Raw genomic sequence first — 21,704 nt, 5'->3', positions numbered from 1 at the left:
TGCCATGAACTCGTTGCTTCCTTTTACCACAGACATTATCCGTGCATTCGGCTGGACACTCCTGCACTCCTTCTGGCAAGCATTTTTCGTGTATGCCTGCCTGCGGATCGTATTACGGATATGGCCCATGGCCAGTGCCGCTATCAAGTATCATTTGTCCTTCCTTTCCCTGGCCGGGATTGCAGGATGGTTCCTGGTTACTTTCTACAACCAGTTAGATGCCATCAGAGAAGCTCAGAAGATACAGGAAATGGCAATGACCTGGGATACTGCCACCATTGCTGCAGCGATGGAGCAGTTGCCAAAGCAAAGCAGCGGGCTGCAAACAATGCTTCCCGGAATGGAATCGTACTTCCCTCTCCTGGTGGCTGTTTACATTGTAGGTGTTACCCTTATGACCATCAAGTTGTGCCTGGACCTGGCACAGCTACGCCAGATGCGGCAGGAAGGCATCTCCACGATGGGCAGAACATGGGATGAACATCTATTAAAACTGGCTGCGAGCATGGGGGTTACCCGTAAGGTACAACTCTTCATCTCTCAGCATTTACAGGTTCCGGTCATGATCGGTTTCCTGAAACCTGTCATCCTGCTTCCGGCAGCCATGGTCAGTAATCTCAGCCCGGAACAGTTGGAGGCCATCCTTCTTCATGAACTGGCGCACATTAAACGCAATGATTACCTGTTGAATATCTTCCAATCAATTGTAGAAACCATCCTGTTCTTTAATCCATTTGTTTGGTGGATCTCCAAAAACATCCGCCTGGAAAGAGAACATTGTTGTGATGACCTGGTGATTGCCGGAACCGTGCAGCCACTGCATTACGCCAAAGCACTGGTAGCACTGGAAGAATATCGTTTAACAGCCAATCCCATGGCCATGGCAGCAGCGGATGATAAACATCATTTACTTCACCGCATCAAACGCATCATGGAAATGAAAACTAAAAACCTTAACTATAGCCAACGTGTACTTGCCCTGCTCATTATTATGGTAGGCCTGGTATCCATTGCCTGGTTAAATCCTGGAAATAAAAATGAAAAGAAAGAAAAGAAACAATCCAGTTTTATAGGTGTAACAGCAACAGACACCATTCCTCTCCCTCCGCCAACACCCGTTTCACCATCTGCTGCCAAACCAGCACCCGCACCAGTACCTGCACCGGCTCCGGTACCATCTGTACCTCCGGGATCACCGGTACCAGAACTTGCGCCTTTAGCGCCTTTAACGCCTCCGGCACCATTATCGCCTGCGCAGCCTTTAACACCAATGGCTCCGATGGCTCCGATGGCGCCCCTTGCGCCTATTGCACCGGGTAGTTTTTATGTACCCGCAACTCCTGTTCCCCCACAGGCACCAGCGTATTATTCAGCTTACACATCATACTTTGCAGAGGGAGACACAACAACTCCCCGTTCCAGAAAGATCATTGTAAAAGGAGATGATGGTGTGGAAAAAGCTTATAACAGCATTGCAGAAATGCCGGAAGCTGATCGCAAAAAGATGGAAGAAAATTACATCCGCATGCAGCAACAGTATGCAGACATGCAGAAACAGCATCAGCGGAATTACAACTATAACTACAGCTACAATTACGACAAGGCTTTTAAATTCAATAATGAAGAGTTTAAAAAAGCCATGAAAGCCGCAGAAGAAGCCATTAAGAAAACAGACTGGAGCAAGATGGGGAAAGAAATTGAGGCCAGTATGAAGAAGATAGACTGGAATAAGATGAATAAAGACGTGGCTGAGAAAATGAAGAAATGGAACGCGGATCATAAATTCAATGAGATCCAGTTCGATAAACTGCAGGAGGAGATCAAACGCAACTTTAATAAAGCTGATTGGGAAAAGATCAACCAACAAATGCAGGAAAGCCTGAAAAAGGTAGACTGGGATAAGATCAATCAGCAAATGAAAGAGAGTATGGAGAAGTATTGGGCTGATACAGCCAAACACTTCCGGTATTTCCGGGATGGCTCTCATAACTGGGATGAAGATCGCGCCAGGGAAATGGCCGAAGACAGGAGTGCTCAGAGAGAAGCGAGGCGCGAAATCGACCGGGCTCAGAGAGAAGCAAGACGTGAAGCCGCAAGGGCTCAGGCAGATGTGCAGAAGGAGATCGCAGAACAAAGAGCTGAAGCTTCCCGCGTTCAGGCTGAACAACGTGCGCAAAACGCAAGGATACAAGCAGAACAAACTGCACGTAACCGCCATATCCAGGCAGAACAACGTGCTAATAACGACAGGGTCCGGGCCGAACAGCACGCCGCAAGTGCCGAGATCCGCAAAGCAGAAGCAGAGAAACGCGCTAAAGTAGCCCAGGAACGCAGGGATGTCCTCAATAATATGCTGGATGGCATGGAAAAGGATAACCTGCTGGACCGTAATAAAGACTTTGAAATTGAGAAGAAAGGGGATGAACTCTACATAAATGGGAAGAAGCAACCAGATGAAGTAAGTAAGAAATATGAACAATATCTTAAAAATAAGAACGTTACTATAAAGAAAAGTAAAGATAATTTTCATATGAACTCCCAGGATAACCGTTAAACAGCCCTGCTCTTTAACCTTCATGCTAACCAATTTGCCGCCATTCTATCAACATAAAGCTGCTGCCTGTATGGGTAGCAGCTTTTTTTATTATATTTGCTCCTCGTTTATTCACCATTAAAAAACCCGTTTATGCCGTCTTTCGACATCGTGAGCAAAGTTGATCTGCAAACCCTGGATAACGCTATTAATACCGTAAAGAAGGAAATTACCACCCGTTATGATTTCAAGGGTTCACATGTTAGTATCGAACTGGACAAAAAAGAACTGATACTGAAGCTTGAAGTGGAAAGTGACATGAAGCTGGAACAGGTGATTGAAGTGCTGATCAGCAGAACCATGCGCCAGGGCCTTGATGCTTCTATCTACGATCTGAGCAAAGACCCCTACCAGAGTGGAAAAGTGTATAAAAAGGATATAGCTGTAAGGAACGGGATCAAACAGGAGGATGCCAAGAAGATCGTAAAGATGATCAAAGATGCCGGTCTGAAGGTACAGGCCGCCATTATGGATGACATTGTGCGGGTTACAGGCAAGAAAATAGATGATTTACAGGAAGTTATACAAAAAGCGAAGGAAGCCAACCTGGGTATACCTTTGCAGTATGTAAATATGAAAAGCTAGAATTTTCTTGGCTATTTTAAATTTATCTGTTACCTTTGCGTTCTGATTTTAACTTTTTTTGATATGAAACAGGGAATCCATCCGGAAAATTATAGGTTCGTAGTGTTTAAAGATATGTCTAATGGATATAGCTTTCTGAGCCGCTCAACTACTTCTTCTCGCGAAACAGTGAAATGGGAAGATGGTAACGAATATCCGTTGATCAAACTTGAGATCTCCAATACATCACACCCTTTCTACACTGGAAAGAATGTAATGCTGGATACCGCAGGTCGTATCGACAAATTCAACAAACGTTACAAGAAAGACGCTAAATAAGCGCTTTGTAAATAATTTAACGATCCCACCGGTTAATATCGGTGGGATTTCTTTATTTTAGCCAGTTATGAACCCGCATTACATCCTGTTTGATACGCCTGAGCGCGACCAGTTATTCCCCTTCACGCATACCCGTGCGGTAGCGGCCTGCAAAACAGGTTTGCTCACCATCCGGGAGAAATGGGAAAAATGGTTGCAGACCTCCCCCATCAGCTATATTACGATGGATTACCTCGAGGCAAAATACCCGCTGATCAAAGCCCCTAAAAATGCCGTGAATGTATTAGTGAACGGCCATCTCCTCCCCTCCATCGCACTTTTAAAGACCATCCGTAAAATGACGGCTGGCCAGGAATTGTACAAAAATGGCCGGTTGCTTGTGAAAGTAGTCAGCGGGGACGACTTCTTTATGCCTCCCAGCCAGAGCAGGATTGATTTTGAAGGAGAAGTAATGCGCATCGATCATCCCTGGCACATCGCACAATACAACGACAGGGCCATCAGGGATGATTTTGAATTATTGACAAAGGGACGGACCTCCACCCCTATCTCTTCTACCAACCAGGTTTTTAATGCTGAACAGATATTTATAGAACCGGGGGCCTCCGTGGAATGCAGCGTACTGAATGCCATGAACGGCCCTATTTACATTGGAAAAGATGCTTTGATCATGGAAGGCTGCCTCATCCGTGGCCCTTTTGGCATCGGTGAAAGCTCAGTGCTCAAGATGGGCACAAAGATCTATGGCGCCACCTCTATTGGCCACCGTTGCGTGGTAGGCGGCGAAGTTAAAAACACCGTTTTCTTCGATAATTCCAACAAGGCCCATGATGGTTACCTGGGAGACGCCGTGATCGGTGAATGGTGTAACCTGGGCGCACATACCTGCTGTTCCAATATGAAGAACAACGCCAGGGAAGTACGGGTATGGATGGAAAGCAAAAACGAAGCCTGGTCTGCCGGAAATAAATGCGGCGTACTGATGGGCGACTACAGCAGATGCGGTATTAATACTATGTTCAATACCGGAACAGTAGTAGGTGTATCCAGCAACGTGTTTGGAGGCAATTTCCCGCCCAAATTCGTGCCTTCTTTCAGTTGGGGAGGCTCAGATACCCCTGAGCGTTACAGGCTCAATGAAGCCCTCCGTGATGCAGATTCCTGGATGCAACTGAAGGGGCAGGAACTCACCCCTGCCGATGAGCAAATATTAACACATTTATTTCAAGGGTAATTGTGTATTTTTCGCGCTTCAAATTACCTGAATCGAAATAACAAATTCATATGAGAAAGAAGATCGTAGCAGCTAACTGGAAGATGAACCTTACGCTCGCACAAGGCGAACAACTGGTGAACGACATCATTGCAGCTGGTATCAAATTACCGGAAGGTCAGGAAGTGGTGATAGCACCGCCGTTCCCCTACCTGGTTAAAGTAAAACAACTCATCCGGAACTATCCCGGCATCTACCTGGCCGCACAAAACTGCTACAGTGAAAAATCCGGTGCCTACACCGGTGAAGTTTCCGCAGAAATGTTACAGTCCATTGGCGTTGATTTTGTGATCATCGGCCACTCTGAACGCAGAGAGTATTTTTCCGAGAGCAATGCCCAGCTGGCCAAGAAAATAGACCTGGCACTGGCAAATGGTATCAAACCTATCTTCTGCTGCGGAGAGCCACTGGAAGTGCGGAAAGCTGAAACACAAAATGCTTATGTAGCGCAGCAATTACAGGAAAGCCTGTATCACCTGGATGCAACAACCCTGAAGAATGTGGTGATTGCTTATGAACCTATCTGGGCCATTGGCACAGGACTTACAGCCAGCGCGCAACAGGCACAGGATATGCATGCTTTCATCCGTTCTCAGATCGCAGAGAAATTCGGACGTGAGGCTGCTTTGGGCATTACCATCCTGTATGGCGGAAGCGCAAAACCTTCCAATGCCAAAGAACTGTTCTCTTCACCTGATGTGGACGGAGGCCTGATCGGCGGCGCATCCCTGGTGGCAGCGGACTTTACAGCAATTGTACAAAGCTTCTGATCATAACGGGTTCCGCATCAATATCTTTTGATGTGGAGCCCATTTTTTTTAGTATTATTTGCTAAAATTATTAGTATTTCCAAAAATGTTAGTATATTCGTGTTGTGAAAGAGAGGATAGATATTCATTATTGCTGTTAATGATTCAGATCCAATCAAATTGATGATTGCACAATCGTAATGACATGGAACAAGAAGTATTATATGACTACATGTTGGTAATACATCCTGATGCACAAACGGTACAGGATGTGAGTATGTTCAAGCACCTGATCGCAGAGGAACTGGGACCCTTTAATGGTGCTTTTACACAGCCACACATCTCATTATTCCGATCCGAATTCCCGGAACGGTATGAAATGGATTTTATCCAGATGTTAGAAACCCTGGCAACAGACCTCTCTGCTTTTACCGTGTATACATCCAGGATTGATCACTGCAGGCAGGGAGAGACCGGTCACATGTTATATGTGAACGTGGCCAACCCCAAACCGGTAGAAGACTTGCATAAAAAGATCCTGCATACGTTTGAGCTGAAAGCCGGTTCTTACAAACCGCATATCACACTGGCAAGGTCCATTAATACCCAGCAGTTCAACAAATTGGCGCCTTACTTCTCCAACAAAATGTTTGTACGCAGCTTTCACTGTCACAGCTTCAGCCTTCTGAGGAAACCTTCAAAAGGAGGCCGATATGAAGTAATACGTGAATTCATGTTTGGAAAAGACCAGTCAGCAGATCAATCGTTGTTTCAACATACCCAGGCAGTGGAACGCCGCCTTCCGGTAAGAGCTTAATACGTAGTAAACTTCCGCCTTTCAAGAGTCAGTATCAATATCCCTCTAACGGGTCGGGCGTTCGTCTCCCGGCCCCTCCTCTACTACTTACGACCCAACAAATTCACCAAACATACTGCATGCACCTGCATCGCTGTTTAAAAAGCATGTTCTCAACCGGCTGTAACCAGGCGTTACAGGGCCTGTAGAGCTATACTTTTTTCAGCTGTTATAGTGCGTACTTAGACATGAGATTATTCATCGGAGATGAAGATAAGGATCTGTTATGTGCATAGAAATATGCCTAGCTGGGTGAATGCCCTGCATCCATGATACTTCTTCTCCGTAAATTTAAATACATGGAATGGGTTTCAATTAAACCATGCTACCAGGATGGGAAAATGCAACAGTCTTCAGAACAAGTTATATTTTCTCTTCTTACAAAAGCGGGTTTTCAGCTGGAACACATGAGGAGAGCTGTTTTTCCTTCTGCCATTGAATACTTTTATTTTCATCCATCATTATATATACAGGTGCATGAAGTGCAGGGTCCGAACACTGAGGCATCTCAATTCTTTATTTTTTACCCCGGTGGCAGTACTGCCTTTGCTGAAGGCGTTGAGCAGCTACAGCAAAGGCTTGCCACCGGGCACAACAGGTAATTATTATTTATCGATAGCTTTGCTATTATAATTCGTTCAGCACATGATTCATAAGGAAATAGTCGTAATAGGAAAAGTGCAGGGAGTGTACTTCAGAGCCACCGCTAAATCAGTAGCAGATAAAATGGGTGTACGCGGTGCAGTGAAAAACCTCCCGGATGGCAATGTATGGATAACTGCTGAAGGAAGTCCGGAAGCCGTTGAGGAGTTTATTGACTGGTGCCGGTATGGCCCTTCAGGAGCAAGGGTTACCAGCTTGGAAATAACGGATCGTCCATTGCAGCACTTTGAAGATTTTGATATCCTGCACACTTAAAAACGTGCAGGATATTTAAATTAATACATTATCCCATTGTGTTAGTCCCCATACCAAAACAGCCACCATACTACATTACAGCGTGTCATTATAAAATAAATACCACTGATGGGTTAGTACCCCTCACTTAATCGAAATAATTTAGCCAATTTAGATGCTTAAGATAGAAGACTAATGCCTACCCAAGCCCCGGATATATTAATATTATTCGGGACAAACCTCCGCAGGATTCGAAAAGATAAAGGTTTCAGCCAGCGGGAATTGTCCTCCCGCTGCAACATTGATAACGCAGATATTTCCCGCATGGAGAATGGAGCCATTAATATTACACTCACAACACTTCAGCAATTAGCTGATGCCATGGATATTGCCGTATGGGAATTGCTGGTCCCCAGGGGATAAGCAAGGTTGGGAAAATATTTTATTCTCCAATTTAGCCCTTATTATTTCTCCCATGTAGCTTAAAAAAGCGAGGTAATTGCCTCGCTTTTTTTATGTCTCATAATTAAAAAATACCACAATGTTGCTGGAGGATCCTCCAGCAGATTTCCTGAACAATTCAGCCAAATTGCCGCTGAATGCCTAAGAAAAAAGGGATACGGGGTTTATTGAGTTCAAATCTTCTCAGAATCAGGGAGGAAAAAGGCTATTCCTTACGAGAGCTGGCGGCACGTTGTGAAAAGGCAGACAATTCAGATCTTTCTAAATATGAACATGGGGATACAAATATAGGGTTGGAAAAATTAGATGAAATTGCAAGAGCATTAGAAGTTCTTGCTGCTGAATTGATCCTCCCACCTGAATATGAAATACGCAAAAAGGAATAAAAAAAGCGAGGTTCTCACCTCGCTCCTATTTATAAAACATAACCTTAGTTTATCTTCAACTTCTTCAGCAACGCTTTATCCAGCGAAGCTTTCGGTACAATCACATTTATAGTGTTCACCGCAAAATAAGGCTCTGAAACATACACATATCCTCCAAATGGAGAAGAGGTTGTACCCCAGGAATTCTTCACGATAAAGAAAGGTTTTCCCTTCTTACTCTTACCAACTCCGGTGATATGCATCAGATGATCATCCTGTGTAACCAGGTTTTCAAACAGTCCCTGACGGTATTCAGGTGTTACCTTCACCTCCGCCAGATCCGGATCAGGATGTGTTTTATTAGGCACCGTATCATGCTCTGGAGAAAAAGCATAACCATACTTTGAAACAAATCCCTTGTTACTCACATCAGCATCCCACATCACCGTATAACCCTTTTGCACCGCTGCTTTGGTAGCTCCTATCAGTTCTTCCAGTGTTACGTTGTAAAAACTTCCGTTAGCATGGTTATCAGGGATCTCCAGTACAAAAGAACTGTAAAAAGGATGATGGGTGAAAGAAGTAAGGCTGATATAATCATCCGGATTGAACTTCACCACTTCCTTAGCATACTTTTCAGGAGTATAGGTTTTACCCTTGTAATCAAAAGAAGCAGGTGGTGTTTGCCCCATGTATGCATCCATGATAGCAGTATAGCCTGTTTCCCAGTCACGTGATACCGGACGCTTCTTCAGGATGCTGTCCAGGTAGGCCTTCAGGGCTTTCTCCATTTCATTGTGGTCAAAGCGCTTCTGCCCTTCCTTTAATCCGCTGAAAGCAGATTCAGGCATTAATCCGTATCTGCCTGCAGCATTCAAAACATCGTGCCCCAGGCCTCCCTGTCCGAAACGGGAATCTCCCTGCCGCAGCACGTAATTACGTGCTTTGTACAAATAGGTATTCCGTACGGCATACATTTCGGAAATATCGGGCTTCTCAGCCCCGGTGCGCAAACATTCGCTTTCAATCAGGGATATAGTGGCAAAACACCAGCAAGTGCCGGTGTTTCCCTGATCTTTCACCGCAGTGGCGGCATTATTCTTTAAAATGGAAAAACCATTGTTATCTGTAGTCTGAATACTTACAGGGTTTTCCTGCGCAGCAGCCTGGAAACCTATCGCCAGGCTGAGTATCAACGTCATCTCAAATCTCATAAGCGGCATATTTGATTCCAAATATACAAAACCCCGCTAGTTTTCGTGCTCTACCCTGCCATTTCCGGAAACGAACTGGTTAGTGGTAGGAGAACCTTTGTATTTCACTTTGCCATTACCGGAGATGGCTACTTCCAGTTTCTTATCTACGTTCACATGGGCATTTCCATTACCTGAAATGTTGATCTCCATGTCCTGGGATTTCAGTCCGGGTGCATTGAACTCTCCGTTGCCTGATATATTCACTTCTGCTTTGGTAGCTGTACCGGCGAGTTTTACGGAACCGGAACCAGACATACCTAATTCAAGGTTATCATAATTCAGGTCCAGGTCCATCTCTGCTTTGCCGCTCAGTCCTATTTCCAGTTTATCTCCTTTAATAACTCCTTCTCCTGCAAAGCTGGAAGCGCCACTGGATGAGATCTCTGACAATTTAGAAAGGGTAACAAAAACGGTTATGGTACCGCTGGGCTTTACATTATATCCTTTTTTAGTATGCACCTGCAAATCCTGATCATTCACTTCTGTTTCAATATAAGGAAGCAGATTTTCATCGGCCTCTACTTCAACAGATGAAGTGCTGCCCTGCTTGATGATCACCTTATACTTGCCGGAAACGCTGATTTCATCAAACGTACCGCCGGTGCTCCGCTTCTCTTTTTTGATCTTACCATTACCGGTAACTGTTTCCTGCTGGGCACTTACAGCCAGAGACAGGAAGAGGAAAAATAGGACGAAATACGATTTCATGTTTTCTTGATTTTAAGATGAGGTTTTAGATTATTCTCCTGCCAGTCTTACATCGCTGTACGATCCATTGATTTTAATGATCGGTGAAGCATCTGTAGCATTGGCTGTTATGGCGGAAAAGGAGAGGTTATTGTTCTTTTTTACATGGTTTACATGCTTCCATTCAAAACCCTTGGCATCCAGGTCTCCGTAACGCAGGTTAGCGGTTATCCTGAAAGCGGTCTTCAATGCTATACCTAATTTCACATCTGAATTAGTTGAATTGATATTGATAGCATTAAAAGAAGAAGATAAATGGCGTATCAGCACATCTGAGTAAGATACCCTGAAATCTCCTGCCGTCTTCAATCCATTCATCTTGATATCAGAGTAATTGGAATTGTATTTAATATTCACGATCTGATCCACTTTATAATCATCGTAGTTACAATCAATGATGAGATCGTCCACTTTATTCAATGTATAACTACTGTAGTTGGAATTAAGCCGCAGGCTGGACACATTGTCTGCCTTCAGGGAAGAATAATTTGCATTTACTACCACCTGATCTGCTTTACCAATACGGGCTTTATCTGTGTAATTCATGTTCACTTTTAATCCGTTGTCAGACTGACCAATATCAAAGAAGCCGTAGTTAATATTAACATGCGTAGGGAAAGGAAGCTCCCTGGCAAGGATATCTCCAAAATTATTATCGAGGGCCAGACCTCCAAGGTTACGGGGTACATAAAGTACATAGTTCACCTGCACATGATCTTTAGAATCTCTTTTCCCAAAGTTGAACCATTTGCTACCGGCCGGGCTGTACTTTGTTTCTATCTTCACATTATCCGGTGAAGAGGCGCCCATATTGATTTCCACCATCTCTGCCATTTTACGGGCCTGATCATTGGAATTACCATAACCAATGATCTCTATCTCTGCCTTGCACTCCATTTTATCCCAGGTGTTGACAACGATCTTTCCGTATTTGTTTGTAATACCCACGCGGGCTTTGGGGTTAAGTTTAACTTCTTTAGTAAGACGTATCTTATGCTCCTCATCCCCTTTTGCTGCCAATGCGGCAAATGGAAGAAGCAGAAAGAATAAAAGAGTAGATTTAGAGAACATCTTTTTTAGTTGAAGGTGAGTTAGTATGTTTTTCCTGTTCTGAAAGTATCCTGTCCAGCAGATCCAATTTCATCTGGTAGTAGCGCACCATGGCTGAACGAATCCTTTCATTTCCCGGGTTGTTCACCAGTTCTTTTTCTAACAGTTGATAAGTTTCGTTCCGTAATTCCAATTCTGCCATGGTAGTGCTGTCCAGCCCCAACTGATCTGCCGGTATTGTTTTCAGCTCATCCAGCTTTTGCTCAATTTTGGATGTATAATAAAGTTCCATTTCTTCCATTTCGGGGATCACCACGGCTACATCCTGTTTGGTATTGGCATACTTCACCAGCAGGCCGGCATTGGCGATCAGCGCAACAAGAATGGCGGCTTTCCACCAGTGTTTTGCCATCATTCTTACCACGGATGTTTTTTGGCGGACGGGCAGCTCCTTCTCAAGACGGGCCCATACACCCGGCCCTGGTCCTTCCTCTTCAAAAGAGTCTCTGTGCTGCTTTATAAAATCCTCCAGTTTCATGTTCACTGTGTTTTAAGTTTTACGAGTTGTCTCACTTTCTCTTTTGCCCGCATGAACTGCGTTTTAGCTGTAGATTCCGAGATCCCCAGCATACCTGCTATCTCCCGGTGAGAATACTCTTCAAAAATATAAAGGTTCAGAACTGTCCGGTAACCATCCGGTAATTGCCCTATCGCGTCTTTTACGGCGGACACCGTCATGGCATGATGTGTTTCATCCACCTCTGTTTCTTCCGGTGCATCCGCCTCCCCTACCTCTTCAAAATATACTTTCTTCTTTCTCAGGTAACTCAGGCAGTGATTCACTACAATCCTTTTGATCCAGGCGGTTAGACTGCTTTCTGAGGTTAGTTTATCCAGGTTTTTAAAGACCTGTATAAAAGCTTCCTGCAACACATCTTCCGCATCACTGGCGTGCCCCGTCATCCTTAGACAGATATTGTACATCGCCTTGGAATATGCCTCATACAATTCATGGAAAGCCCGGGCATCGCCCTTGCGGCAGCGCACCACGATTTGATCTGTTACAGGCATTCTTTCCAAATTGCTAGATGATATACTCATATTAAAGACGACAGTTGAGGACTATGGTTGCATATAGGGTTTACTTTTATTTCAATTTACGATTAACAACCATGAAAATCAAGTGATTAAGCTTATAAAAACAGAACGCGACCTGCAAGAGGCCGCGTTCCTTCCATCCTTATATACCTAAAACATGATTAGGTACTCATTTGTACTACTTCACCCGGTTCAGTTCATCCTCAAGGCCGGTTTTACGGTTACGGGCCTCTTTTACATTGGAATTACCAAACCTGTAGGAGAAGGAGGCGCGGAATTGACGGCTATCCCAACGGTTAGCCAGAACCAATGCGCGGTTGGTGGTGTTATACGTACCACCAAAACGGTTCGTATTGAATATATCGTTTACATTGAAGCGGATCGTACCCTTCTTTTTCAGGACCTGTTTTGAGATCCCTCCGTTAAAAGCATACATAGGGTTCATCCTGAACAACCCTTCCTGGGATATTTGCGTAGAGTTGTAGTAGAACGATAGTTCGGAAGTAAACCCTTTACCTAATGTAAAGGTATGTTGGGTCTGACCAAAGAAGCCACCGGAAGCACGTTTGATCCGCTCCTCATTTACCACCGTTTCAAAAGCATTGTAGAAAACAGATATTGTTGTAAAAGAATTCCACCATTTGGTGATAGGAACGGGAGCTGAAATATTCAGGTTCACATTATCCCTGGTGGCCACGTTCATGTACCTGTATACCACGATGGTGGTGTCTCCTGTTTTAGGGTCTACGCCCGCTTCCAGTATCCTGGACAGCATGTCTTTGGTGTGGCTGTAGCCTATAGCCGTGGTCAGGAACGATCTGAACGTATGCGTCAGGTCAAAGTTGCTGGAATATTGCGGGCGGAGATTGGGGTTGCCGCCTCCTTTGGTATAACGGTCTATATAAAACTCAAAGGGATTCAGATCATCATAGCTGGGGCGATTCAGCCTGCGACTATAAGATACTCCCCATTGATGGTTCTTATTGGCGTTATAGCTCAGGAACACGCTCGGGAAAAAGTTCAGGTAAGTGGTATCATTGATCTGCTTTAGGGTCAGAGAATTCCCCCGTACATGCGTATGTTCCGCACGTAACCCCGCCTGGATGCCCAATTTCTTGAATTGTTTACTATAGTTAAGATAAGCTGCATTCACGTTTTCCTTATACAGGAAGTGATTGGAACGATTTACATCGTATATCCAGTCAGGTCCTTTTAAGGTATCAAACCGGGAATCATTATCTGAATCCACAAAGCTCAGTTTTATCCCTGCTTCGATCTTAGCCTCCTTCTTCAGGGGATGCGTATAATCGATCTTGATGGTTTTTATATTGATAGTGGAAGGTTGCAGGCTGCGGGTAGTATCTCCCCGGAAATGGATCTTTCCGCTCGCATCTCTGAAAGAAGAGAACAACTGGTTATTCTGATCTTCGTTGTTACGGGAATAATCCAGGTCAATATTGATCTCTTTTCCTGTACTGTCAAGCTTTCCTTTATAATTAATATTATAGGACTGGCGGTTCCAGTTGGAAGTATTGATCCCTTTTGTTAACAAGCTCGAGTCAATGTTCTCCCCGTTCCCTATCCAGGTATTTGATTCATTCAGCCCTTCCCAGGTGCTTTTGCCGAGGTTCACCATTACACCAAGTGTATGGTTTTTATTGATGAAATAATCCAAACCTGCCTTACCTCCATGATAATGCGAGGTTTTATCCATATAACTTTTCTGGTCAAAGACCATCCGTCCCTTGCTTTCCTGGTTATCCCTAAAGATATCCAGCTGCTCAAAGTTCCTGTTATAATTATAGTTATAGGAACCATACACATTGATGTGCTTATTACGGTGATTCAGATTGAGGCCCCCATTGAGTTTCGGTAACTTACCCTGGCCCCCGCCGATATTCACGGAGCCATTTGTACCAAAATTCGAGTTCTTTTTCAGTTTGATGTTGATAATCCCGGCGTTGCCCGCTGCATCGTATTTGGCGGAAGGATTGGCAATCAGCTCTATCTGATCTACGTTAGAGCTGGGCATATTTTTTAGCAGCTGGGCAACGTCCTGGGCAGACATGTTCGTGGGTTTGCCGTCGATCATAATGATCACACCGTTCTTACCACGCATGGATATATTATCGTCTTTATCGACTTGTACACCGGGTGATTGTTGCAGCACTTCCATGGCAGTACCTCCTGCAGCAACGATGCTGTTTTCTACATTCACCACCATTTTATCTGCTTTTTGCTCAATGAACGGGCGTTTGCCGGTTACATTCACTTCTTTCAGATTACGGGAATCTTCGCTCAGTATCAGGGCAGGTACTTTAACAGGACTGCCATTTACAGTGAACTGGGCACTGAAGTTCTTTTTCATACCCATGTTTACGGCGGCTACCAGGTACTTCCCTTCTTTGATCCCTTCAAATTCATACTTCCCGGCAACGTCTGCAATGGCACCTTTAACAAGGGTGGAGTCTTTAGCTCTGAGGAGTGTTACGGTTGCAAACTCAACCGGTTTGCTGTCTGTACGGGTTACGATCCCATTGATCTTTCCTTTTTCATTACCAGGCCCATTGGAGTGCTGGGCTTGAGCCATGTAGCTACTACTTATGAGTAACATGCTCAGGGTCAATAACTTACTAATTGCTTTCATATAAGGCGGATGATGTTAGGTTATAACGATTTAGACGATTTGATGATTCTTACAGTTCCTTCCTTTAACAAGAACAGTGTAAAGGTAGGTATTATGCTTTACATAGTACATAGTTTTACACAAATGGTTATTATCTGGTGACGATTGGTAAAAACTGTTCTTTGCTTCCTTGCATAAAACAAAGACGCCTGTCAAATTCGTTTGTTACAGCATTTTGCCAGAAGAGGGATGAACGGAGAAATTAAGGGGTTAAATGAAAAATGGCGCAGCGGGATCTCCACTGCGCCATTATATAATAATGTATGAGTATCAGGAATTTTCAAAGTTGATCTGGTCCATCACATCGGGCAGCATTTCCTGCAACTTCTCAAACGCTACTCTCTCCTCCTTCCTGATATGTGCTTCCAGGCTGCGGGCCAGGATGTCCATATCCCTTTCCACATCCGGACTATCCACCAGGGCACTGTACATGCCTGAAATGGTGCGGTGCTCTTCCAGCAATTCGTCCAGCATCACGTCTATTTCTGCATGGTGGCCACGGCACAGTTCAAAGAGATAATCTTCTTTCTGGATATGCGGCACCATTACTTCCTGGAAGATCTTCACCATGTATTCCAGTTTGGCTTGTGTTTCCAGGGGGAACCCTTCGTAGGGAGCAGCATCAGTTTTAAGATACCTGCATACGAAAAGCAGGCGTTTGTGCTCATGTGATAGTGGAACCAGATTCGGGTGACGCTGCATATCTTATTACTATGCTGTTTTTACCGGATTCGTTTTGCGGGCATACCATATAAGAATGGCGCCGCCGATCACTAACAGGCTGGCGATGATCTCCGCCTGTGTGGGATGGAATCCAAATATATCGTACTTCGTATTCACTCTTATTTTTTCAACAAAGAACCGCTCTACCCCATTTAAGATCAGGTAAATACCAAAGATCACTCCGGGTGTGGTCACTTTTTTGCGGATGGCCATCAATACAATGAAGAACAATCCGCAAACCAGGATCTCATATAACGGGGTTGGATATACGCCAACAGGCAATGCGCTGCAGTATTCGCCATTACAGCCCTGGAGTTGAATACCATCGTTCACCACATTATGCGGATAACTATAGGCGAAAAAGAAATCAGGTAAGAAACTGAGCGAGGCCGGCTTTTCAAAGTTCCGGTGTGGAACGTTTTCAAGGCTACCAAACTGGCGGACGAAGTAAGCAGAGTCCCTGTGCAGTATTTCCTGGTATTGCGCTTCCGTGATCTTTTCCACTTTACCGGTTGGGTTAGTACCGTAGGCACTATTATTAATACCCCAGTCACCGTCTCCTGAAAACTGGCACCCCATCCGGCCCACTGCATATGCAAGCATTAATGCCGGAGCGGCACTATCTACCAGGTGTTTCCAGTTGATCTTCTTTTTAGTGGCATAACGGATGATCACATATGCCGCCACAATCAGGCCACCATAAAAGGTAAGCCCACTGGCAGAAAATATAGAACCCCATGGATCCCTGACGAATTCACCCCAGTTCTCCAGGTTATGAAATACTTTGGCGCCTATGAGTCCTGCTACGGCAGCCTGGATTGTAAAATCAGGTACCCGCTGATGAGGCCATACGTTCACTTTTTCTTCTTTAGGTTTATCCAGCGCCGTTTTCTTTTTGGAATAATATTTCCAATAAGCCAGTGCCGCTGCACCAAGCACCCCGCCTATAATACTCCCCTGCCCTGATAACAGGTAATCCCTGAAATCGCTGGTGTTACCAAAAAGACCAAATAATTTAAAGCCAAGTATAAAACCGATAGCGGCACTGATCAACAGATCTGTGATCGAAGCAGGTTTACCAATGGTTATGGTTTCCTGTACCGGGGCTAATAACCCCAGCTTTTCCCTGCGGCGCAGTTCAGCAGTCAATACATATGCAGCAGCCAAAAATGCTATGGCTACAAAGAAGCCGAACGTCTGCAAAACCTTTAATACTGGTATTTCGATCCCAAAGAGATCCTTAAACGCGTAATATAAATTAGGATACATAGGCGTATAAAAAATGGTGATCTGAATTTTCCTATGAACAAAGCCGAATTATATCAAGAGGAAAATCAAACCACCAAGTTAGCTTTTCAATTACGAATTATCAATTCCATTTATAAAAGATGTACATCCTTTATATAAGATTAATACTCGTGAAAGCACAATTGAATTAACAATATTCATCAAACGCAGCCAGCAAATTGGTTGCGATCAATTGCGCTGAACGTCCTTCAATCATGTGACGTTCTATGAAATGCACCAGTTGTCCGTCTTTAAACAATGCAATAGCAGGTGAAGATGGAGGATAAGGCAACAGGTGTGTACGGATCTGCTTAACAGCATCTCCATCAAAACCGGCAAAGCTGGTTGTCAGCCTGTCTGGTTTCTTTTCACTGGTAGCCACAGCCATCAAAACACCAGGGCGGGCAGTACCTGCTGAACAACCACATACGGAGTTGATCATTACCAGGGTTGTGCCTGCTTTAGATAAGGTTTCATCCACCTTTGCAGGTGTCAGCAATTCTTCAAAACCATTATCTGTTAATTCTGCCTTCATAGGCATCACGAGTTCCGCAGGGTACATAATATTCCTTTTTTGCAAAGTTAATAATATATCGACAAACATAAATAAATAATAAGAAAACGACATTATGTCTTGCTCACACAACCAAAAACGACATTATGTCTTATTCAAACAATGGTTTCCTAACAAAATAGCAGCTTTTTGGCATTGGTATTCCGTTTGATCTACTCCCTGCGTGACCGAAAAACTTAAAATGGTTTCACTTAAAAAATTATAAAGACTATGACACTCGTAAAATTCAATCAACAACCGGTTAAGACCCTTAGCGGCATCATGGACGATATTTTCAATGGCAAGTTCATTAATAAGGACTTCGCTACTTCGGATTTCTTTGGCGCTCATGCACCCGTGAATATCCGTGAAACAAAAGATGCTTATGTATTGGATGTTGTAGCCCCTGGTTTTGAGAAAGGTGATTTTAAGATCAACCTGGATGGCCAGACCCTGACGATCAGTTCTGAAAAGAAGACAGAACAGAAAGTGGAGAATGAAAAACAGATCCGCAGGGAATTCAGCTTCCGCTCCTTCTCCCGGTCATTTACCCTGGATGAAAATGTGGATGCAGACAAGATCAATGCTAAATACGACAACGGCGTTCTGAAACTGACCCTGCCTAAAAAAGAGGCAAAACAGGAAGCCGCAAAAGAAATTATAGTTGCATAGGGTTAGGAATAGTTGTGATTTGATCTCAAATTCGACTTATAAAGAGCTGCTCCTCCGGAGCGGCTCTTTTTTTTTGTGCCGGTAAATTTACCACAAACGTTGAATGCGCAGGATACGGGATCAGAGTACCTTGCTGATAGTTCACTTAAACTGTTTACGCCTCTTTCCATGTTAACAACCATCAGGAGTCTGCGTGTTTTAGCCAATAAATTATATGGAAGTACCGAAAGAACGGTAACAGCTAACCTTATTCAGCATACCAGCAGTGCCCTTGAACAGGCCCGCATCAAAATGCTGTTCGACTTTATCTTTTTCTATTGCCTTCTGATAAGTCCGATATTCTTCACCGTAATATATGTGCAGGATTATACTAACCTGATAGTGAATGGATCTTTCTACGCCATCTTTGCGCTTTGCCTCTTTCTCATGCAGAAAGGTGTTTCTATCCAGGTGGTAGGGACCATTGCCGCACTGAACACCATGATCATCCCCATGTTATCCTCCTTTGCCAACGATCTGGATGTATCCCCCTTATATGCTATACCCTGGCTGATGTCCTGCCTGCTGGGTTACTTTGCAGTAAACCTTCGTACGGCGCTGGCATTGGGTATTGTTCTGTTCTTATACCTTGTGCTGGTGGCATTTATGAAAATACAGAACATACCGGTACTACTCCCCCCCACCTATTCCATGATGGATAAATACCTGGTCACACCTTTCTTTATGATGGTATACCTGGTATTATGCCTGAGGGTATGGGGTGTTTATTACAGAAACATCACCCGGCTGGAGCACCAACGGGCCATGGAAGAGCAGCAACAGTTCTCTGCACTGATCAATCAAAACCTTACCAAACAGTTCCTGCTGGTAAAAGGCCTCTCCCGTTCCGGGAAGAGTGAATATATGGAAGGAAATATAGAATTACTGGACGCCTGCTTTACCGAGATTGAAAAACAATGTGATACCGCCATTCATTACCTGGACGGCCCTAAAACAGAAAAATAGATCTTACTTACAGGCACTTGTCCTTTCTGCGGGTATCTACCAGGTAGATGATCTTCCAACCCGTTCCCGATCTGTATAACTGAAAAGAATTCACCCCGCAATGGGAAAACTTGTCGTTGAGGAAAAAACGATAGGGAGTCCATACACTTGCTAACGATCCATCGATCAATATCTTATCAAACGTGATCCGCTCATCCCACACGTCCGTGTGAGGAGTACCCACCGCCGTCAAAAATTGTGCTAATGTTAGTGAAACTATTGCTGTTGTGCTGTCTTTTTTATTCTGAACTGTTTGTAAAATAGCCTTATCTGCAAACGCAGCCTTTACCATTGCGCTATCGCCCTTCCTCATGCCGTCAAAGAGTTGCTGAATGGCACTTTTTACTGCCTCCTCCTCGGAAGACTGTGCCCGTGCTGGATAAGAACATATAAGTAATAAAATGAAGGGGATCGCATAATAACGTTTCATAAATATTGATATTATATAATTTAAAATCGATTATTATGTTTGAAAATTGTTAGCAACGTTTTTTTCGTTAATAAGTTGCAAAAAGATACAACTAAATGGTATTTGCAATCGATGCTTCTACAACTACTTTTGTTCTATCATAACCTATTGACCATATGCCTATTGATTCCTATTTCTCTGTACCTCGATCATTTTCCCTATTACACTATGTTTTAAAGTTTTCCTTTTTACTCTGTACCGTGAAGTTTTCTTATTTCTCTATGCCTTGAAGTTTCATTTGTCCCTTGCTATGAATGTTGGATCGATCTATCCTATGAAATTAAATGCTCTCCCGCAAGGAGAGCATTTCAATTTTATAAGCGGTTATTTCTCATATATGGGCAAAAAGAAACCCCTCGGAGAACCGAGGGGTTTTTAAGTGGATTACTAACCCATTTTTTTAATAACCCAAAATCTTTAACATGCTTTGGGAGGTTTGCTCCTTGGCATATAACCAATCTTTTAATTGTCCGTTTTTATCCTGCCCTACGATCACATGTTTCGGGGAAGGGATCAGGCAGTGCTTGATACCTCCGTAACCGCTCAGTTGATCCTGGTAGGCGCCGGTGTGGAAGAAACCGATATATAAAGGTTCCTTTCCATTCGTCAGCTTGGGAAGGAACACAGCGTTGATGTGTTCTTCCGAGGTGTAGAAGTCATAACCGTCACAGGTTAATCCCCCCAGGTGCACCTCCTGGTATTCCTGGTCCCATTTATTGATGGGCAGCATCAGGAACTTCTCCCCGATACCCCAGGTGTCTGGCAAAGTGGTAATAAAAGAACTATCGATCATGTACCAGCTCTCCCTGTCGTTCTGTTGCTTTTCGCCCAGAACGCTATAGATCACGGCACCGCTCTCTCCTACTGTGAAAGATCCGAACTCGGTGTAAATATCCGGAACTTCTACTTTGTTCTTTTTACAAACACTCTTGATGTTGGCAACGATCTCGTTCACGATGTAAGCGTAATCGTAATCAAAACCCAGGGAATGTTTGATCGGGAAGCCACCGCCGAGGTTGATGCTCTCCAGTTCCGGACAGATCTTCTTCAGCTGACAATAAAGGTTTAATACTTTATTGAACTGGCTCCAGTAAAAGATATCGTCTTTAATCCCCTTGTTCATAAAGAAGTGGAGCATTTTCAGCTCGAACTTCGGATTACCCTTCAGCTTATCCACGTAAAACTCGAGGATGTCCCTGGGGGCAATTCCCAAACGGGAGGTATAAAAGTCAAATGTCGGCTCCTCTTCTGCGGCTATCCGGATCCCGAGTCGAACCGGGTCTTTAGACCTTATGAATTTGGAGTAGTCATCCAGCTCCTCCTTGTTATCTAATATCGGCAGTACATTCTTAAAACCGCTATTGATCAGTTTGGCGATGCTCCGGGTATAAGTTTTTGTTTTATAACCGTTGCAGATCACAAACACGTCTTTATTGATCTTTTTCCTTTCGTACAACTTGGTCACAATGTCCAGGTCGTAAGCAAAGGAGGTTTCAATATGAACCTGATGCTTCAGGGTCTCCTCCATTATAAAGGAGAAGTGGGAGCTTTTAGTACAATAGCAGTAATAATAATTGCCATCGTACTTATTCTTCTTAATTGCGTCCTGAAACATCTTTTTTGCCCTGTTGATCTGCATTCCGATTTTGGGAAGGTAGGTCAACTTGAACGGTGTTCCGTACTTATCAATCAAGGCCCGGATATCCAATCCATTAAATAGCAGATTGTTATCCTTCACTTCGAAACCCTCTTGCGGGAATTCAAAGGTTTGGTGAACGAGGTCCGTGTAGGTGTTGTTCATTTAACGCTGTGAATGAATTTTAAGGATTAGTAGTAAAACTTAAAGCACAATTTAAATGAGCTGGGAAACTTCTGGTTTATACACCTACGTAAGTCGTTTGACCAGCAAAATTGGATGCAAATCTACAATTTTGTTCCAATGCATTTCCAAAAAAAATTCATCTTTTTTATGAAAGGCTTTTAAATAGCTTAATTAATTGGATAATAGCTATTTAATGTGA

22 protein-coding genes are annotated in these 21,704 nt (G+C 43.8%); 11 read left to right on the top strand and 11 right to left on the bottom strand.

Annotated elements, in window-relative coordinates; all coding sequences use genetic code 11:
- Positions 1 to 4: 4 nt before the first annotated feature.
- The 9 genes from AAHN97_RS05120 (at position 5) to AAHN97_RS05080 (ending at position 8,119) form a co-directional block, all read left to right on the top strand.
- Positions 5 to 2,554, top strand: coding sequence for a M56 family metallopeptidase (locus tag AAHN97_RS05120; RefSeq protein WP_343306480.1), 2,550 nt, complete (start codon positions 5 to 7; stop codon positions 2,552 to 2,554).
- Positions 2,555 to 2,686: 132 nt separating this feature from the next.
- Entirely contained in the window at positions 2,687 to 3,178 is a 492-nt protein-coding gene (locus tag AAHN97_RS05115; RefSeq protein ID WP_074239430.1) for a YajQ family cyclic di-GMP-binding protein, read from the top strand.
- A 63-nt stretch (positions 3,179 to 3,241) separates the two neighbouring features.
- Positions 3,242 to 3,496 carry a type B 50S ribosomal protein L31 gene (locus AAHN97_RS05110; protein WP_074239432.1) on the top strand — a complete coding sequence of 85 codons (255 nt, stop codon included), beginning with the start codon at positions 3,242 to 3,244 and terminating at the stop codon, positions 3,494 to 3,496.
- A 67-nt stretch (positions 3,497 to 3,563) separates the two neighbouring features.
- Positions 3,564 to 4,730 (top strand): putative sugar nucleotidyl transferase, encoded by a 1,167-nt coding sequence (locus AAHN97_RS05105; RefSeq protein WP_343306479.1) that lies wholly within the window; start codon positions 3,564 to 3,566, stop codon positions 4,728 to 4,730.
- A 50-nt stretch (positions 4,731 to 4,780) separates the two neighbouring features.
- A complete protein-coding gene (tpiA, locus tag AAHN97_RS05100; protein ID WP_343306478.1) occupies positions 4,781 to 5,539 on the top strand; it encodes a triose-phosphate isomerase in 759 nt (252 codons plus the stop codon).
- 184 nt (positions 5,540 to 5,723) lie between these two features.
- Positions 5,724 to 6,335, top strand: coding sequence for a 2'-5' RNA ligase family protein (locus AAHN97_RS05095; protein ID WP_343306477.1), 612 nt, complete (start codon positions 5,724 to 5,726; stop codon positions 6,333 to 6,335).
- A gap of 684 nt (positions 6,336 to 7,019) precedes the next feature.
- The gene (locus AAHN97_RS05090) at positions 7,020 to 7,292 is read left to right on the top strand and encodes an acylphosphatase (protein WP_343306476.1); all 273 of its coding nucleotides are present in this window, start codon (positions 7,020 to 7,022) and stop codon (positions 7,290 to 7,292) included.
- A 174-nt stretch (positions 7,293 to 7,466) separates the two neighbouring features.
- The gene (locus tag AAHN97_RS05085) at positions 7,467 to 7,694 is read left to right on the top strand and encodes a helix-turn-helix domain-containing protein (protein ID WP_343306475.1); all 228 of its coding nucleotides are present in this window, start codon (positions 7,467 to 7,469) and stop codon (positions 7,692 to 7,694) included.
- A 176-nt stretch (positions 7,695 to 7,870) separates the two neighbouring features.
- Positions 7,871 to 8,119, top strand: a complete 249-nt coding sequence (locus tag AAHN97_RS05080) for a helix-turn-helix domain-containing protein (RefSeq protein ID WP_343306474.1) — start codon at positions 7,871 to 7,873, stop codon at positions 8,117 to 8,119.
- A gap of 44 nt (positions 8,120 to 8,163) precedes the next feature.
- Here AAHN97_RS05080 and AAHN97_RS05075 read toward each other — a convergent pair whose 3' ends face one another.
- From AAHN97_RS05075 to AAHN97_RS05035, 9 genes are all read right to left on the bottom strand, one after another.
- A complete protein-coding gene (locus tag AAHN97_RS05075) occupies positions 8,164 to 9,312 on the bottom strand; it encodes a C1 family peptidase (protein WP_343306473.1) in 1,149 nt (382 codons plus the stop codon).
- A 36-nt stretch (positions 9,313 to 9,348) separates the two neighbouring features.
- Positions 9,349 to 10,062, bottom strand: coding sequence for a head GIN domain-containing protein (locus tag AAHN97_RS05070; RefSeq protein WP_343306472.1), 714 nt, complete (start codon positions 10,060 to 10,062; stop codon positions 9,349 to 9,351).
- A gap of 30 nt (positions 10,063 to 10,092) precedes the next feature.
- Positions 10,093 to 11,172 (bottom strand): hypothetical protein, encoded by a 1,080-nt coding sequence (locus tag AAHN97_RS05065; protein WP_343306471.1) that lies wholly within the window; start codon positions 11,170 to 11,172, stop codon positions 10,093 to 10,095.
- Entirely contained in the window at positions 11,162 to 11,689 is a 528-nt protein-coding gene (locus AAHN97_RS05060; protein WP_343306470.1) for a hypothetical protein, read from the bottom strand. Before AAHN97_RS05060 ends, AAHN97_RS05065 begins: the two co-directional genes overlap by 11 nt.
- Before the next feature lie 2 nt (positions 11,690 to 11,691).
- Complete coding sequence (locus AAHN97_RS05055) at positions 11,692 to 12,222, bottom strand: RNA polymerase sigma factor (RefSeq protein WP_343306469.1); 531 nt, start codon at positions 12,220 to 12,222, stop codon at positions 11,692 to 11,694.
- A gap of 205 nt (positions 12,223 to 12,427) precedes the next feature.
- The gene (locus tag AAHN97_RS05050; RefSeq protein ID WP_343306468.1) at positions 12,428 to 14,839 is read right to left on the bottom strand and encodes a TonB-dependent receptor domain-containing protein; all 2,412 of its coding nucleotides are present in this window, start codon (positions 14,837 to 14,839) and stop codon (positions 12,428 to 12,430) included.
- A 366-nt stretch (positions 14,840 to 15,205) separates the two neighbouring features.
- Positions 15,206 to 15,637 (bottom strand): hemerythrin domain-containing protein, encoded by a 432-nt coding sequence (locus tag AAHN97_RS05045; protein ID WP_343306467.1) that lies wholly within the window; start codon positions 15,635 to 15,637, stop codon positions 15,206 to 15,208.
- A 9-nt stretch (positions 15,638 to 15,646) separates the two neighbouring features.
- The gene (locus AAHN97_RS05040; RefSeq protein WP_343306466.1) at positions 15,647 to 16,927 is read right to left on the bottom strand and encodes a prolipoprotein diacylglyceryl transferase; all 1,281 of its coding nucleotides are present in this window, start codon (positions 16,925 to 16,927) and stop codon (positions 15,647 to 15,649) included.
- Between the two features lie 166 nt (positions 16,928 to 17,093).
- Positions 17,094 to 17,507 (bottom strand): BrxA/BrxB family bacilliredoxin, encoded by a 414-nt coding sequence (locus AAHN97_RS05035; RefSeq protein ID WP_074239448.1) that lies wholly within the window; start codon positions 17,505 to 17,507, stop codon positions 17,094 to 17,096.
- 222 nt (positions 17,508 to 17,729) lie between these two features.
- Here AAHN97_RS05035 and AAHN97_RS05030 point away from each other — a divergent pair, with 222 nt between their 5' ends.
- Both AAHN97_RS05030 and AAHN97_RS05025 read left to right on the top strand, forming a co-directional pair.
- Positions 17,730 to 18,170: an Hsp20/alpha crystallin family protein gene (locus AAHN97_RS05030; RefSeq protein ID WP_343306465.1), complete on the top strand. Its 441-nt coding sequence runs from the start codon at positions 17,730 to 17,732 to the stop codon at positions 18,168 to 18,170.
- A 168-nt stretch (positions 18,171 to 18,338) separates the two neighbouring features.
- Positions 18,339 to 19,175 (top strand): hypothetical protein, encoded by an 837-nt coding sequence (locus tag AAHN97_RS05025; RefSeq protein WP_343306464.1) that lies wholly within the window; start codon positions 18,339 to 18,341, stop codon positions 19,173 to 19,175.
- 7 nt (positions 19,176 to 19,182) lie between these two features.
- Here the strand turns inward: AAHN97_RS05025 and AAHN97_RS05020 are convergent, their stop codons facing one another.
- Both AAHN97_RS05020 and AAHN97_RS05015 read right to left on the bottom strand, forming a co-directional pair.
- Positions 19,183 to 19,644 (bottom strand): nuclear transport factor 2 family protein, encoded by a 462-nt coding sequence (locus AAHN97_RS05020; RefSeq protein WP_343306463.1) that lies wholly within the window; start codon positions 19,642 to 19,644, stop codon positions 19,183 to 19,185.
- Positions 19,645 to 20,083: 439 nt separating this feature from the next.
- Entirely contained in the window at positions 20,084 to 21,484 is a 1,401-nt protein-coding gene (locus tag AAHN97_RS05015) for an arginine decarboxylase (RefSeq protein ID WP_343306462.1), read from the bottom strand.
- Between the last annotated feature and the right edge of the window lie 220 nt (positions 21,485 to 21,704).

This window comes from Chitinophaga niabensis (assembly GCF_039545795.1).
GTDB lineage: Bacteria > Bacteroidota > Bacteroidia > Chitinophagales > Chitinophagaceae > Chitinophaga > Chitinophaga niabensis_B.
This window is presented reverse-complemented; position numbering and strand designations above follow the sequence as displayed.